This window comes from Streptomyces sp. NPDC046821 (genome assembly GCF_040645335.1).
GTDB lineage: Bacteria > Actinomycetota > Actinomycetes > Streptomycetales > Streptomycetaceae > Streptomyces.
The window spans coordinates 1-12,422 of sequence record NZ_JBEYYB010000016.1; the positions used below are offsets into that span (position 1 = coordinate 1).

At 69.9% G+C, this 12,422-nt stretch carries 15 protein-coding genes and 3 pseudogenes; 8 read left to right on the top strand and 10 right to left on the bottom strand.

Going from position 1 to position 12,422, the window contains the following annotated elements:
* From ABZ893_RS29705 to ABZ893_RS29715, 3 genes are all read left to right on the top strand, one after another.
* On the top strand, positions 1-534 hold a 534-nt coding region (locus ABZ893_RS29705; protein WP_361409722.1), incomplete at its 5' end, for an amino acid ABC transporter permease.
* A complete protein-coding gene (locus tag ABZ893_RS29710; RefSeq protein ID WP_361409725.1) occupies positions 531-1,292 on the top strand; it encodes an amino acid ABC transporter ATP-binding protein in 762 nt (253 codons plus the stop codon). The genes ABZ893_RS29705 and ABZ893_RS29710, both read left to right, overlap by 4 nt.
* Positions 1,293-1,457: 165 nt before the next feature.
* Entirely contained in the window at positions 1,458-2,087 is a 630-nt protein-coding gene (locus ABZ893_RS29715; RefSeq protein ID WP_361409728.1) for a CGNR zinc finger domain-containing protein, read from the top strand.
* On the opposite strand, the gene sodX is transcribed toward ABZ893_RS29715, so the two are convergent.
* Positions 1,991-2,434, bottom strand: coding sequence for a nickel-type superoxide dismutase maturation protease (sodX, locus tag ABZ893_RS29720; protein WP_361409731.1), 444 nt, complete (start codon positions 2,432-2,434; stop codon positions 1,991-1,993). The genes ABZ893_RS29715 and sodX overlap by 97 nt on opposite strands.
* 166 nt (positions 2,435-2,600) lie before the next feature.
* Between sodX and sodN the strand changes: the two genes are divergently transcribed.
* Positions 2,601-2,996, top strand: coding sequence for a superoxide dismutase, Ni (gene sodN / locus ABZ893_RS29725; protein ID WP_361409733.1), 396 nt, complete (start codon positions 2,601-2,603; stop codon positions 2,994-2,996).
* Between the two features lie 7 nt (positions 2,997-3,003).
* Here sodN and ABZ893_RS29730 read toward each other — a convergent pair.
* Positions 3,004-3,654 (bottom strand): annotated as a pseudogene (locus ABZ893_RS29730) (site-specific integrase); the annotation flags it as partial.
* On the opposite strand from ABZ893_RS29730, the pseudogene ABZ893_RS29735 reads away from it, so the two are divergent.
* A pseudogene (locus ABZ893_RS29735) lies at positions 3,647-3,787 on the top strand (IS5/IS1182 family transposase); the annotation flags it as partial. The pseudogenes ABZ893_RS29730 and ABZ893_RS29735 sit on opposite strands and share 8 nt — an antisense overlap.
* Positions 3,788-3,797: 10 nt before the next feature.
* Positions 3,798-4,448, top strand: a pseudogene (locus ABZ893_RS29740) (RNA-guided endonuclease TnpB family protein); the annotation flags it as partial.
* A gap of 144 nt (positions 4,449-4,592) precedes the next feature.
* Here the strand turns inward: ABZ893_RS29740 and ABZ893_RS29745 are convergent.
* Both ABZ893_RS29745 and ABZ893_RS29750 read right to left on the bottom strand, forming a co-directional pair.
* Positions 4,593-5,276 (bottom strand): DUF4232 domain-containing protein, encoded by a 684-nt coding sequence (locus ABZ893_RS29745; protein WP_361409736.1) that lies wholly within the window; start codon positions 5,274-5,276, stop codon positions 4,593-4,595.
* 302 nt (positions 5,277-5,578) lie between these two features.
* Positions 5,579-5,737: a hypothetical protein gene (locus ABZ893_RS29750; protein WP_361409739.1), complete on the bottom strand. Its 159-nt coding sequence runs from the start codon at positions 5,735-5,737 to the stop codon at positions 5,579-5,581.
* Here ABZ893_RS29750 and ABZ893_RS29755 point away from each other — a divergent pair.
* Positions 5,726-5,854, top strand: a complete 129-nt coding sequence (locus ABZ893_RS29755) for a hypothetical protein (protein WP_361409742.1) — start codon at positions 5,726-5,728, stop codon at positions 5,852-5,854. The genes ABZ893_RS29750 and ABZ893_RS29755 overlap by 12 nt on opposite strands.
* Positions 5,855-6,256: 402 nt before the next feature.
* Positions 6,257-7,087 (top strand): hypothetical protein, encoded by an 831-nt coding sequence (locus ABZ893_RS29760; RefSeq protein ID WP_361409745.1) that lies wholly within the window; start codon positions 6,257-6,259, stop codon positions 7,085-7,087.
* Between the two features lie 10 nt (positions 7,088-7,097).
* On the opposite strand, the gene ABZ893_RS29765 is transcribed toward ABZ893_RS29760, so the two are convergent.
* The 6 genes from ABZ893_RS29765 to ABZ893_RS29790 form a co-directional block, all read right to left on the bottom strand.
* On the bottom strand, positions 7,098-7,625 hold the full coding sequence (locus tag ABZ893_RS29765; RefSeq protein ID WP_361409748.1) for a hypothetical protein: 528 nt from the start codon (positions 7,623-7,625) through the stop codon (positions 7,098-7,100).
* Between the two features lie 26 nt (positions 7,626-7,651).
* Positions 7,652-9,136, bottom strand: a complete 1,485-nt coding sequence (locus ABZ893_RS29770) for an MFS transporter (RefSeq protein ID WP_361409751.1) — start codon at positions 9,134-9,136, stop codon at positions 7,652-7,654.
* A gap of 157 nt (positions 9,137-9,293) precedes the next feature.
* On the bottom strand, positions 9,294-9,626 hold the full coding sequence (locus ABZ893_RS29775; protein ID WP_361409754.1) for a DUF952 domain-containing protein: 333 nt from the start codon (positions 9,624-9,626) through the stop codon (positions 9,294-9,296).
* A 47-nt stretch (positions 9,627-9,673) separates the two neighbouring features.
* Positions 9,674-10,897: a sigma-70 family RNA polymerase sigma factor gene (locus ABZ893_RS29780; protein ID WP_361410192.1), complete on the bottom strand. Its 1,224-nt coding sequence runs from the start codon at positions 10,895-10,897 to the stop codon at positions 9,674-9,676.
* 28 nt (positions 10,898-10,925) lie between these two features.
* Complete coding sequence (locus tag ABZ893_RS29785) at positions 10,926-11,342, bottom strand: YciI family protein (RefSeq protein ID WP_361409757.1); 417 nt, start codon at positions 11,340-11,342, stop codon at positions 10,926-10,928.
* 339 nt (positions 11,343-11,681) lie between these two features.
* Complete coding sequence (locus tag ABZ893_RS29790) at positions 11,682-12,293, bottom strand: GNAT family N-acetyltransferase (protein WP_361410195.1); 612 nt, start codon at positions 12,291-12,293, stop codon at positions 11,682-11,684.
* Between the last annotated feature and the right edge of the window lie 129 nt (positions 12,294-12,422).

The window sequence follows — 12,422 nt, forward strand, 5'->3', positions numbered from 1 at the left end:
TACATCAACCTCGGCCCCATCTACAAGGACTACTGGTCCTCGTTCATGACGCCGTTCCTCACCGCCCTGCTCGGCCTCGGCCTGAACGAGGCCGCCTACATGGCGGAGATCTGCCGCGCCGGCCTGATGTCGGTGGATGAGGGGCAGACGGAGGCCTCGCACGCGCTGGGCATGAGCCACGCCAAGACCCTGCGCCGGATCGTGATCCCGCAGGCGATGCGGGTGATCGTGCCGCCCACGGGCAACGAGGTCATCAACATGCTCAAGACGACCTCCCTCGTCTCCGCGGTCCAGTTCTACGAACTGTTCCGCTACGCCCAGGACATCGGCCAGAACTCCGGCGCCCCGGTGGAAATGTTCTTCCTCGCCGCCGCCTGGTACCTGGTCCTCACCTCGGTCCTGAGCGTGGGCCAGTACTACCTGGAGCGCTACTACGCCCGCGGCTCCAGCCGCTCCCTGCCCGCAACACCGTTCCAGAAGGTCAAGGCGAACATGCTGTCCCTTGGCCGCCCGAGGGGAGGCGCGTCCGCATGACCGCGATGGTGAAGTCCGAAGGCGTCCACAAGTCGTTCGGTCAGGTCGAGGTCCTCAAGGGCATCGACCTGGAGGTCAAGGAGGGCGAGGTCTTCTGCCTCATCGGCCCCTCCGGCTCGGGCAAGTCGACGTTCCTGCGGTGCATCAACCACCTGGAACAGATCAACGCCGGCCGCCTCTACGTCGACGGTGACCTGGTCGGTTACCGGCAGAAGGGCGACAAGCTCTACGAGCTCAAGGACAGCGAGGTCGCCCTCAAGCGCCGTGACATCGGCATGGTGTTCCAGCGTTTCAACCTGTTCCCCCACATGACCGCCCTCGAGAACGTCATGGAGGCCCCGGTCCAGGTCAAGCGCCAGTCCAAGAGCGCGGCCCGCGAACGCGCCGCCCAGCTCCTGGAACGCGTCGGCCTTGGCGACAAGGCGGGGAACTACCCCTCGCAGCTGTCCGGTGGCCAGCAGCAGCGCGTCGCGATCGCCCGCGCGCTCGCGATGGACCCCAAGCTGATGCTGTTCGACGAGCCGACCTCGGCCCTGGACCCGGAACTGGTCGGGGACGTCCTGGACGTCATGCGGGACCTGGCCGAGTCGGGCATGACCATGGTCGTGGTCACCCACGAGATGGGCTTCGCCCGCGAGGTCGGCGACAGCCTCGTCTTCATGGACGGCGGCGTCGTCGTGGAATCGGGCAACCCGCGTGACGTGCTGACCAACCCCCAGCACGAACGCACCCAGTCCTTCCTCTCGAAGGTGCTGTAACCCGGCGGATCCGGGGAAGGGGGCGGTACGGACCACAGGTCCGCACCGCCCCCTTTCGCGTGCGCACCCATGCGTCGGGAACCCTCGCACTCGTAATACCCTCATAGAGAGAGCGTCCATTACGCCCGCCCGCCAGCAGACAGACCACCCCGGTAAGGACTACAAGTGGAACTGGCCTATTACTCGGACTACGCCGTACGCCTGGTCAACAGCGAGGAACCGGGGCGCGGCAAGGACTCCCTGACCACGGTCGAGGCGGTGCGCGGGCTGTTCGGCGTCAACCAGTCGGCGGCCCGGCGCGCGACGGACGCCGACGTGACCCGCTTCCGGGGCGTACGGGCGCGGCTGCGCGCGGTCTTCGAGGCGGCGGACGGCGGCGACGAGACCCTCGCGGTCGACCTGCTGAACTCGCTGCTCCTGGAGTTCCCGGTCAGCCCGCAGATCTCCGGGCACGATCACCGTCACGACGACGACAGCCCGCTGTGGCACATGCACCTGGCCGACCATCCGTCGAACGCGACGGCGGGTTACGCGGCGATCGCCGCGATGGGCCTCGCCTTCCACCTCACGGAGCACGGCGTGGACCGGCTCGGCCTGTGCGAGGCGGCGCCGTGCCGCAACGCCTACCTGGACACGTCGACGAACCGCTCCCGGCGCTACTGCTCGGACCGCTGCGCGACCCGGGCCAACGTCGCGGCCTACCGCGCCCGCAAGCGCGCCGAGGCCAACCGGTCGGACAGCACGGGCCGCACCGCGCGGAACGCCCAGGAGGCGACGGCCGTGAGCGAGCGCTGACCCTCGCCCTCGACCCACGGCTTACGGCGCCGCAGCCGGCCCCGCACCTTGGCGAGGACGAGGTCGTCGGGCACCGTCCCGTACACCTCGCTGTCACCGCCGGCGTGAGGGTTGTCGCCGAGCACCCACCAACCCCCCTCGCGCCGCTCGGAGATCCGCTTCACGACGAGCAGATCCTGCTGGAAGGGGTGCCGCAGGATCACCACGTCCCCCGGCCGCACCCGGGCGCCGTGGTGCACGAGCATCCAGTCGCCCGGATACAGCGTGGGCACCATGGACGGCCCGTCCACCTCGATGATCTGGAACGGCACCCTGGCCTCCCGCGTATCCGCCACTGCCTCAGGCATGAAGACATCCTCCCCGGATCCGCCCGCCGGTCCGCCGGTCCCATACTCCACCAGTCCCGGTCACACCCTGGACTTTTGTACTAAGCCCAAGGGGGCACCCGAGAAAACCCCTCTGGCACGGAGTAATGTCCCACCTGAGAAGACGATCACGAGGAAGGACAGCTACATGCTTTCCCGCCTGTTTGCCCCCAAGGTGAAGGCCAGCGCGCACTGCGACCTCCCCTGCGGCGTGTACGACCCGGCCCAGGCCCGCATCGAGGCCGAGTCGGTCAAGGCCGTCCAGGAGAAGATGGCCGGCAATGACGACGTGCACTTCCAGGCGCGTGCCACGGTCATCAAGGAGCAGCGCGCCGAGCTCGCGAAGCACCACGTGTCGGTGCTGTGGAGCGACTACTTCAAGCCCCCGCACTTCGAGAAGTACCCGGAGCTGCACCAGCTGGTCAACGACACCCTGAAGGCCCTCTCGGCCGCCAAGGCGTCCACCGACCCGGCGACGGGCCAGAAGGCCCTGGACTACATCGCCCAGATCGACAAGATCTTCTGGGAGACGAAGAAGGCCTGATCTTCGATCATGCCGCTTGACCTGCGATTTCTTCGATCGTCTGGTCTACCTGTCCGCACCCGGTCCGCAGGCCGCCGAGCACGGCGTCCATGACGGTCCGGGTGCGGTCTTCTTCGCCCGGCCACAGGTGGGCGTAGATCCGCAGCGTGCTGTTGGACCTGCTTGACGCTCGCTCCGCCCGCGATGAGGGCGGAGGCGAAGAAGTGGCGCAGGTCGTGGGTCACCATGTGCGGCAGCTCGACGGGCTTGCGGCCCTCGCGCTCGGCCGCCCCGCTCTCCGCCGCCGGGAGCGCGCGGCGAGCGCAATTCCACTCCGTCTTCCAGCGGCGGTAGTTGAGGGGCTCGCCCTCCTCCATCGTGAACAGCCAGTCCTTGGAGGGACGCGCGGCCGGGTGTGTGAGGAGGCGTCGGTGACAACCTCACTGACCGGCACCGTGCGCCGGGACTTACCGGTCTTCGGCGGCCCGATCAAGCCGGACTGCAGCCGCTGCCACACAACCCAAATCGTGCCGTTCTTGAAGTCGACGTCCGACACCTTGAGTCCCAGCAACTCGCCTATGCGCAAGCCTGATCCGGCCAGGACGACGATCGCCGCGCGGACGTAAGGCGGCATGACGGCGGCGGTCATGCCGCGTACTAGAACGTCGTAGATCGAGCGGTCCATCGCCTGGCTCTTCTGCTACCGCCGCCTCACCATCCGATACGAACGAAACGGCTCCCACTTCCTCGCCTTCCCCGGCCTCGCCGCCAGGCTGACCTGCTACAAGAAGCCGGCGAAACACGCCACGTGAGACAACCTCTAAGGTCGGGCCGCCGGTGTTCAAGTCCCGCAAGGACCATCGGTAGTCCGTCCGCTTCACCAGGAACGCCGAGGGCCTGCCCGCCGTCGGGATCGACCTCGGGCTCAAGCACTTCGCGGTCCTGTCCGACGGCACGAAGATCTCCTCCCCGCGGTTTCTGCGCCGGGCGGAGAAGAAGCTCGAGAAGGCTCAGCGTGAGCTGGCCCGGAAGAAGAAAGGGTCGAAGAACCGGGACACAGCCCGGTTGAAGGTCGCTCGTGTGCAGGCTCAAGTTGTCGACGCGCGCCGCGAATTCCAGCACCAGCTGTCCACCCGCGTCGTCCGTGAACACCAAGCGGTCGCCGTGGAGGACCTCGCGGTGTCAGGAATGGCGCGCACCGGATTGGCCAAGAGCGTGCACGACGCGGGCTGGGCCGCGTTCGTGAACATGCTCCGGTACGAGTGCGAACGCTACGGGCGGGCGTTCGTGAAGATCGGCCGATTCGAACCGACCACCCGCCGCTGCCACGCCTGCGGGCATGTCGACGGGTCCAAACCCCTCGACATCAGGGAATGGGACTGTCCCGCCTGCGGTGCGCATCTGGACCGCGACATCAACGCCGCCACCAATGTGAAGGACGTCGCCGGACGGGCAGCGTATGCCTGTGGAGCACCCCCCCAAGACCACGGCCCAGTGCCGTGGTGGGGCGTGGTTAGGCAGGAAGCCAGGGAATCCAGGCCGGAGCCCGCGCCGCGTAGCGGCGCGGGCTCCGGACCGGAAGGCCAGAATCCTCTCCCTTCGGGGAGAGGATTCACGTCACTGCTTGCCGTAGCCGACGGGGTCGACCGTGACGCCCGGACCGGTCTCCGAGCCGGCCTCCTCCACCGGCATGCTGAGGCCGATCCGGACCGTCTTGGAGTGCGTCTCGTTCGGCGGGGTCACGACGATGGAGACGACCCGGATGCCGGTGCCGCCGGTGTGGTTGGGCGGGTAGTGCAGCGTGAAGCGGGTGGTCTCGCCGCCGCCGAGGACGACCTCCTGCGGGGTGTTCGCAGTGCGGTCCGCGCTCATCGTGTCGCCGTCCGAGGTGTTCAGGTCGACGCCGGGGAAGCCCTTGAGCGAGCAGGCGTCGCTGTCGTTCTTCAGGCTGACCAGGACGTCGCCCTCGGCCATGCCGTCGGCGGCGGTGATGGTGAGATTGGCCGTCTTGCACGGGCCGGTGTTGATCTGGCCGCCGCCGCTGCCCTTGTCACTGCCGCTGCCGTTGCCGTTGCCGTTGCCGGAGCCGCCGCCCTTGCTGCCGTCGTCCGTGGCGGTGCCGCCGTTGCCGCCGGTGCTGCCCGAGGGGGCCGCGGAGTTCTCGGCGGCGGGGGAGGACGCGGTGTCCTGCGACGGGGCGGCGTCGGTGTTGCCGTCCTGGCAGGCCGTCAGAGTCAGGCCCGCGAGGACGGCCACGGTGGCGAGGGTCAGCTTCTTCGTCAGCTTCGGCTGGACGTGCATCGGGACTTCCTTGCTGTGGTGTGGGGGGTGGTGCGGGACGGTGGTGCGCTACTGATGCGCGCTACTGATCATTAAGACCCGTCTGACTAACGTCATGCTGCTGTTTGGCTAACGTTTCGCTGTTCAGCCAGTAAGACGCTTCACGCTGCCCGCTCCTTCGTTTCACCCCAAGTAAAACCCGCGCCTTGAGGTGCTCCTGTCATAAATACAGGACGAAAGCGGCATAGATCATTCAATCGCCTCTCGCCACTAGGAAGCTTCCCTTTCGGCATGCACTCGGAGGCGTTAGTTCCGGGATCCGACTAATTCACGAATGATTTGCGCCCACCCTCGATCTCGACTGCGAGCCCCTCCGCCCGGAACAGGAAGTCGAGGAACACCTGCCGCCCGTCGGCCGTGTCCACCTCGACCTGGCTCTCCGGGCACAGCCCGCCGTCCAGCACCGCCCGATGAACCCGCACCGACTCCCGCCCCGGCCCACTTTGATCCGCTTCCGGCACGCGGGGTCGATGAACTCGGGCATGACGGGCGGCGCCGACCTGGGCATCTCCGTACGCCACAGCGCGGCGGCGGCGTAATGACTGACGACGAGCCGGGGACAGACCCCCTGCTCGGCCCGGAGCCGCACCAGCAGGTCCACTTCCTGCCCCGCCTCGACCCAGGCCCCGGCAACCAACCGGGTCCACCCCTCCCGAGCCAACTCCCGGTACAACGGCCGTGGGTTCGGTTTCGGGGTGCTGGTCCGCACACAGTCCGCAGGACACCCGATCAAGACCGTCTTACCCCTTCGCCAGCCATCACCAAAAGGCCAGGTCAGCACCCCGCAAGGAACAACCCCGCAAGTCACCGACCCGCCCCATCACCAGGAAACGAAGAAGGCCTGACGCCTTCCCGTCGTTTGTCCCGTCCCACAGCACCCTGCATCCGCGCGGAGCCGGGTGCTGTCGGCGTTTGGGGTGGGCTCGGGTAGCGTTTTGCGGATGGACCAGTCACGCCCCCGCATCCTCTACGTCACCGATCTCGCGTACCCGGCCCGTGGGCGGCGCTACTGCGACGAGGACATCTGGCTGACCTCGCGCCTGCGTGAGGACTTCGACGTAGCTCTGTGCCACCCGCTCGACGCCGCCGCCCTGATGGACGGCTTCGACGCGGTCGTGGTGCGTAACAGCGGGCCCGTGCTGCACTACCAGGCCGCCTACGACGCGTTCCGCGAGAAGGCCCTCGCCAACGGCGTGCCCGTCTACACCGAGCTGACCGGCAAGGCCGACATGGCCGGCAAGGCGTATCTGCTCGATCTGACCGCCGCCGGGTATCCGGTCATACCGACCGTGAACCGTACCGCCGACCTCCACCTCCTGCCCGAGGTGGACGAGTACGCGGTCAAGCCCGTCCTCGGCGCCGACTCCATCGGCCTCGAATTCGTCGGCCCCGAGGCGCTGCCCGGCCTGGCGCTCGACGGCGGCACCCTGGTCCAGCCGCGGATCCGCTTCCAGTACGAGGTGTCGTTCTACTTCGTCGACCGCACCTTCCAGTACGCCCTGTACGCGCCCCGGCCGGAGGAGCGGTGGGTCCTCGAACCGTACGAACCGACCGACGCCGACCGGGAGTTCGCGCAGCGGTTCGTCGACTGGAACACCGTCGACCACGGCATCCAGCGCGTGGACGCGTGCCGTACGCCCGAGGGTGAGCTGCTCCTCGTCGAGCTGGAGGACCTGAACCCCTATCTGTCCCTCGACCTGGTCAGCGAGGAGACGCGGACCGCGTTCGTCGCCGCGATGGCCCAGTCCCTGCGGGGGCTGCTCGCCTCCTAGGAGAAGCAGGTCAGCGGGCCGCCTCCTTCGTGACGTCCGCCGTCCAGGCCGTCAGGCGGTCCGCGAGCGCCCCCTCGCCGTCGAGGACGTGGCGCGTGAACGCCGTGCGCTCGTGGGCGAGTACGGCCGCCTCCCATACGCAAGGGGCGAGGCCGACGCGGCCGGGGCGCAGCAGTTCCGGGCGTCCCGCCGGGCCGGTGAAGACCGCCAGGTCGGACATGTGGCCCTCGATCCACGTGTGGACGAGGACGTAGTCGCCGTCTCCCCCGGCGTGCAGCAGGACCACGGCGAGCCCGAGGGAGCCACGTACGCCGCCGAGCGCCAGGTGCGCGTCGACCAGCGGCGCGACCGCCGCGACGTCCGCCTCCGTCACCGCGCGCCCCGGCGCCTCGATGGCGTACGTCTTGACGAGGTGACCGGAGCGTTCCGCGCTGCCCAACGGGCGTACCGCACGGGCGTGGTGGCCGTTCGCGAGGGCGAGGAGCGCGTCCTGGTCGATGGCCGACGGGAGCTTCACGGTCTCGGTGTGATCGGACATGCGTCCATCATGCAGCGGCACCGAGCTCAGGCGCGCGCCTTGTCGCGTCCAAGGCCGAGCCCGGCCAGTACCGAACCAGCCGCCACCAGCAGGGAGTTGACGAGTACGGCCGTCGAGACCCCGGTCAGGACCGCGCCCGGTCCTGCCGCGTCGCCGATGCGAGCCGTCACGACCGCGCTCATCACGGGGATGCCCATGGCGATGCCGACCTGCTGGGTCATCGTGGCGAGTCCGGTGGCGAGTCCCTGTTCCTCGTCGGGCAGTCCGGACGTGGCCGTCACCATGAAGCCGACGATCATCAGCATGTTGCCGACGCCCCCGACGAACGTGGCCACGAGCAGCAGCCAGATCCAGGCACCCGACGAGCCGAGGGCGACCAGGGCGAGCGTCGCGACGGCCTGGACGACGCCTCCGACGACGATCGTGCGCCGGTTGCCGAAGCGTCCGACGGCCCGGCCGCCGAGCGTGCCGCCGAGCACGGTGCCGAGGCCGAGGACACCGAAGGCGAGGCCCGTCGCGAGCGGCGAGTAGCCGAGGACTTCCTGCAGGTAGAGCGTCAGCAGGAAGACGAGGGACGTCTCGGTGACGAAGGCGATGAGACCGGTCGCGTTGCCCCAGATCACGCTGCGTCGCTTGAGGATGTGGAGGGGTACGAGGGGTGCGGCGGCCCGCTTCTCGACGAACCCGAACGCTACGAGGAGTGCGGCGCCGGCGAGCAGCGCGGCCAGGGTCGTGGGGGCGCCCCAGCCGGTTTCGCCTGCCTGCGTGAGTCCGTGGACCAGGAGCAGCAGTCCGCCGGTGACGGTCGCGGCGCCGGGCAGGTCGAGGCGGGGGCGGTGCGCGGGGCGCGAGTCGGTGATCATGGACGGGGCGAGGGCGAGGACGAGCGCGGCCACGGGGACGTTGACGAAGAACGCCCAGCGCCAGGACAGCAGGTCGGTGAGGAGCCCGCCGAGGATGGCGCCCGCGGTGAATCCGGCCGACATGAGCGCGCCGTTGAGGCCGAGCGCGCGTTCGCGGAGCCGCCCTTCCTTGAAGGCGGTGGTCAGGAGGGCGAGTCCGGCCGGGGTGACGGCGGCGGTCGCGAGACCTTGCAACACCCTTGCCACGAGCAGGACTTCGGGTGAACCGGCGAGCCCTCCGAGGAGTGACGAAGCGCCGAGGACCGCCATGCCGACCAGGAACAGCCTCTTGCGGCCCACGAGGTCGGCGACGCGGCCGAAGAGGAGGGTGAACCCGGCGGCGGCGAGGGCGAACGACGTGGCGATCCACTGGAGTTGGGACAGCGGGAAGCCGAGACCCTTGCCGACGACGGGCAGCGCGACGTTCAGGATCGAGAAGTCCACGGCGATCATGAACTGGGCACCAAGGAGGAGAGCGAGGACGAGCTTCTGGCGGCCCGTCATGCGGAGGGGTGGTGGTGCGGCGGGCGGGGTGGGGGTGGGCTGTGCGGGAGTGGGCTGCGTGGGGGTGGACTGCGCAGGGGTGGGCTGCGTGGGCGCCGACGACATGGCGGGCTCCTTAAATGGTTCTACGTTCCCATTAGGGCACGCCAAAGGTAGCAGTATGGAGCCACCTAAAGGAACCTGAGTCCCATTACGCCGATCCCGTGAGCCGCACCGCCCGCCGCACCGCCCACCGCACCGCCCGCCGCGCGGGTCGCCCCCCCTACGCCGGGGCGCCCCACCCCCGTACCTCCGTCACCGCGTCGACCGGCAGCGGCCCGTAAATGTGCGGGAACTCCTCACCTCCCGGCTCAGGCGCCTCGAACCTGATCGGCGAAGGCACCCGCGCACTGTCGATGACCAGCACCACCAGCTCGTCCGGCCCCTTGTAGCCGCCATACAGGAAGTCGGCCACGCGCTGGAGCTGGTCGGCGAGCGAGCAGTGGATGAAGCCCTCTTCGGCGAGCGTCTTGCCGCGTGTGGACATCTCGTAGGCGCCGGAGGGCTGAGCCGCGTCCCACAGGGCGCGCTCGGTGATGTGCAGGAGTTCGGTCATACGGGACAACGTACGGGCCGCCCGCCGAGGGCACCGTTTCCAATGCCTCACCCAAGTCGGGCCGAGCGGAGCTCCAGGTACCGCTTCTCCGGGCCGCTGAGCGTCGCGGCCGCTGCCGCCTGGTACGCCGCGCGTGCCGCGTCGCGGTCTCCGGCCAGTTCCAGGAGGTGACCCCGCACGGCGGCCAGCCGATGGTGTCCGCCGAGGACGTCCGTCAGCTTGTCCGTCTCCGCGAGGCCCGCCTCGGGGCCGTGCACCATGGCCACGGCGACCGCCCGGCCCAGCGCGGCCATCGCGTCCCCGTCGGGCACCACCCGCACGAGCAGGTCGTACAGGCCGAGGATCTGCGGCCAGTCGGTGTCCTCCGCGCGCGGCGCCTCGTCGTGCAACGCGGCGATGGCCGCCTGGAGTTGATACGGGCCGACCGGTCCGCGCGGGAGCGCTACGGCGACCAGCGCGACGCCCTCCGCGATCGCCGCGCGGTCCCACAGGGAGCGGTCCTGTTCGTCGAGGCGGACCAGTTCGCCCGCCGCGTCCGTGCGGGCCGCGCGGCGCGCGTCGGTGAGCAGCATGAGCGCGAGCAGCCCCGCGACCTCGCCCTCGCCGGGCAGCAGCGCGCGGACGGCCCGGGTCAGCCGGATCGCCTCGCGGGCCAGGTCGGCGCGCTGGAGCCGGGGACCCGACGAGGCCGTGTACCCCTCGTTGAAGATCAGGTAGAGGACCTGGAGAACGGCGGGCAGGCGCTCGCGCCAGTCCTCGGGAGGGCTGAACCGCACGCCTCGCACCCGCTGCTTGGCGCGGCTGATCCGCTGCGCCATCGTCGGCTCCGGCACGAGGTGGGCGCGGGCGATCTCGGCGGTCGTCAGGCCACCCACGGCACGCAGGGTGAGGGCGATCTGGGCGGCGGGGGTGAGGTCCGGGTGGCAGCACAGGTGGAGCAGGGTGAGGGTGTCGTCCTCGGAGGGGGCGCGGCTCTCGCCGGGCGGCGGTGCCGTGAACGCGTCACGCGGGGTGAGCGCCGCGTCCGCCTCCTCTCGCCGGCGGCGGGCGTCGTCGCTGCGCAGGGTGTCGACGAGCCGGCGCGACGCGACCTTGATCAGCCAGCCGCGCGGGTTGCCTGGCACCCCGCTCTCGGGCCACTGCGACGCGGCGGCGAGCAGCGCCTCCTGCACGGCGTCCTCGGCGGCGTCGAAATGCCCGTACCGGCGTACGAGCGCGCCGAGGACCTGCGGCGCGTGGCGGCGCAGCAGGTCCTCGGTCTCGGCGCTCAGCACTGCGGCAGGTCCTCGGTCGCGGCCCTCAGGCGAGGTCGCCGGCGCCGTCCAGGATGGGGCGGATGACGACGGGGCGGACGGGTGCGCCCTCGGGGGCGGGGCACTCGGCCACGCGCTTGGCGATCTCGGTGACGCGGTCCAGGTTCTCGCATTCGAGAACCCAGTAACCGGCGAGCAGTTCCTTGGTCTCCCCGTAGGGGCCGTCACTGATCACGGGCCGTCCGTCCTCGCCGGGGGTGACGAACCGGGTCCGCGCGGGCTCCGCGAGACCGTTGCCGTCGAGCATCTCCCCGGACTCCGCGAGGTCGTCGTTGATGCTCTGCATATGGGCGAACATGGCCTTCAGGTCGTTCCCGTCCCAGGCCGGATTGCCCTCGGACGCCTTGCCCCGCATCGCTTCGTAGTCGAGCTGTGTGCCCTGCACCATCATCAGGTACTTCATGGCTGCGCTCCTTCGGCCCGCCGTCCGCCGGGCGCGGGCGGCTTCACTGGAGACGTCGGAGCGGCAACAGCGTTCTCGACACCGCCCGGAAAAAATTCTAGCGGCGAGGGTGCGGGGGCTTCCTGCTGTACGTCTCCGACGCCCAGCGCTATGCGTCCCTGTTGTACGTCGCCGGCGGCTCGCTCTACGGGTCCCTGCGTCTCGTTGCGCACCGAGGCGGGCCTCCCCGGCGGCGCGGAGACGGTGACCGCGCCCTCGCGCTTGCCGGGCGTGAGTAGGGCAGGTGGCCGTGCGGCGCCGGACGTCCGGACCGGTGGCCGTCCGACCAGGCTACTGGGCTCAACCCCCTTGCGGATCCCGCCACATGGGCCACATCGTCGGCCCGTCCGGCAGCGTGATCCCGCTCCCGTGACAGGTGAACCCCAGCCGCTCGTACAGCCCACGGCTACGCGCGCTGCTCGCCTCCAGGTAAGCCGCCTCACCGTCACGGTCGCACCGGTCGAGCACGGGCGTCATCAACGCGGTGCCGAGACCCTCGCCCTGCCGGGCCGGCTCCACGGCGATCATCCACAGGTATTCGTGCGCGCGCCCACGCGGGTGAGCGGCCGAGGTCAGCCGGCCGATCTTCTCCACGCGTTCGTTGTCCGGGTCCACGGCGGCACGCAGCTGCGCGGGGGCATCGCCGGCGTCTGTTTTTACGGCAGCTGCGGCTTCCGCACCCGGTACCGAGAGCCAGAGCGCGGCCGCCGTCCCGTCCTCCGTCATGTCAGCCCACCCCTGGGCCAGCGCGATGTCGACGAAGGCGGCCATCAGGCCCGCGTGCGTACGGCGGCGGTGGGCCAGGTCGGGGAAGACCCAGCCGCTCACCGGGTCGTCCATGAACGCCAGGTCGAGCAGCCGCACAAGAGCCGCCCGGTCGTCCTCCGTGGCCCTCCGGATCGCCACACCCATCGTCGCCCCCGCCCCCTCGAACTTCGCGGCCCGAGTCAACAGGCCGCTCTACTAAGCCAGTTGGCCGCCGATACGCCGACCCATCGGCAGCCTAGGCGATCGCCCCCGTGCGCATGGGACGGACCCGAC

Excerpts from the sequence above, each read along its gene's own strand:
- ABZ893_RS29710 (WP_361409725.1), top strand. The coding sequence starts at position 531 with ATGACCGCGATGGTGAAGTCCGAAGGCGTCCACAAGTCGTTCGGTCAG.
- sodX (WP_361409731.1), bottom strand. The coding sequence starts at position 2,434 with ATGCCTGAGGCAGTGGCGGATACGCGGGAGGCCAGGGTGCCGTTCCAG.
- sodN (WP_361409733.1), top strand. The coding sequence starts at position 2,601 with ATGCTTTCCCGCCTGTTTGCCCCCAAGGTGAAGGCCAGCGCGCACTGC.
- ABZ893_RS29745 (WP_361409736.1), bottom strand. The coding sequence starts at position 5,276 with ATGCACGTCCAGCCGAAGCTGACGAAGAAGCTGACCCTCGCCACCGTG.
- ABZ893_RS29755 (WP_361409742.1), top strand. The coding sequence starts at position 5,726 with ATGAACCCGCACCGACTCCCGCCCCGGCCCACTTTGATCCGCTTCCGG.
- ABZ893_RS29760 (WP_361409745.1), top strand. The coding sequence starts at position 6,257 with ATGGACCAGTCACGCCCCCGCATCCTCTACGTCACCGATCTCGCGTAC.
- ABZ893_RS29765 (WP_361409748.1), bottom strand. The coding sequence starts at position 7,625 with ATGTCCGATCACACCGAGACCGTGAAGCTCCCGTCGGCCATCGACCAG.
- ABZ893_RS29770 (WP_361409751.1), bottom strand. The coding sequence starts at position 9,136 with ATGTCGTCGGCGCCCACGCAGCCCACCCCTGCGCAGTCCACCCCCACG.
- ABZ893_RS29775 (WP_361409754.1), bottom strand. The coding sequence starts at position 9,626 with ATGACCGAACTCCTGCACATCACCGAGCGCGCCCTGTGGGACGCGGCT.
- ABZ893_RS29785 (WP_361409757.1), bottom strand. The coding sequence starts at position 11,342 with ATGAAGTACCTGATGATGGTGCAGGGCACACAGCTCGACTACGAAGCG.
- ABZ893_RS29790 (WP_361410195.1), bottom strand. The coding sequence starts at position 12,293 with ATGGGTGTGGCGATCCGGAGGGCCACGGAGGACGACCGGGCGGCTCTT.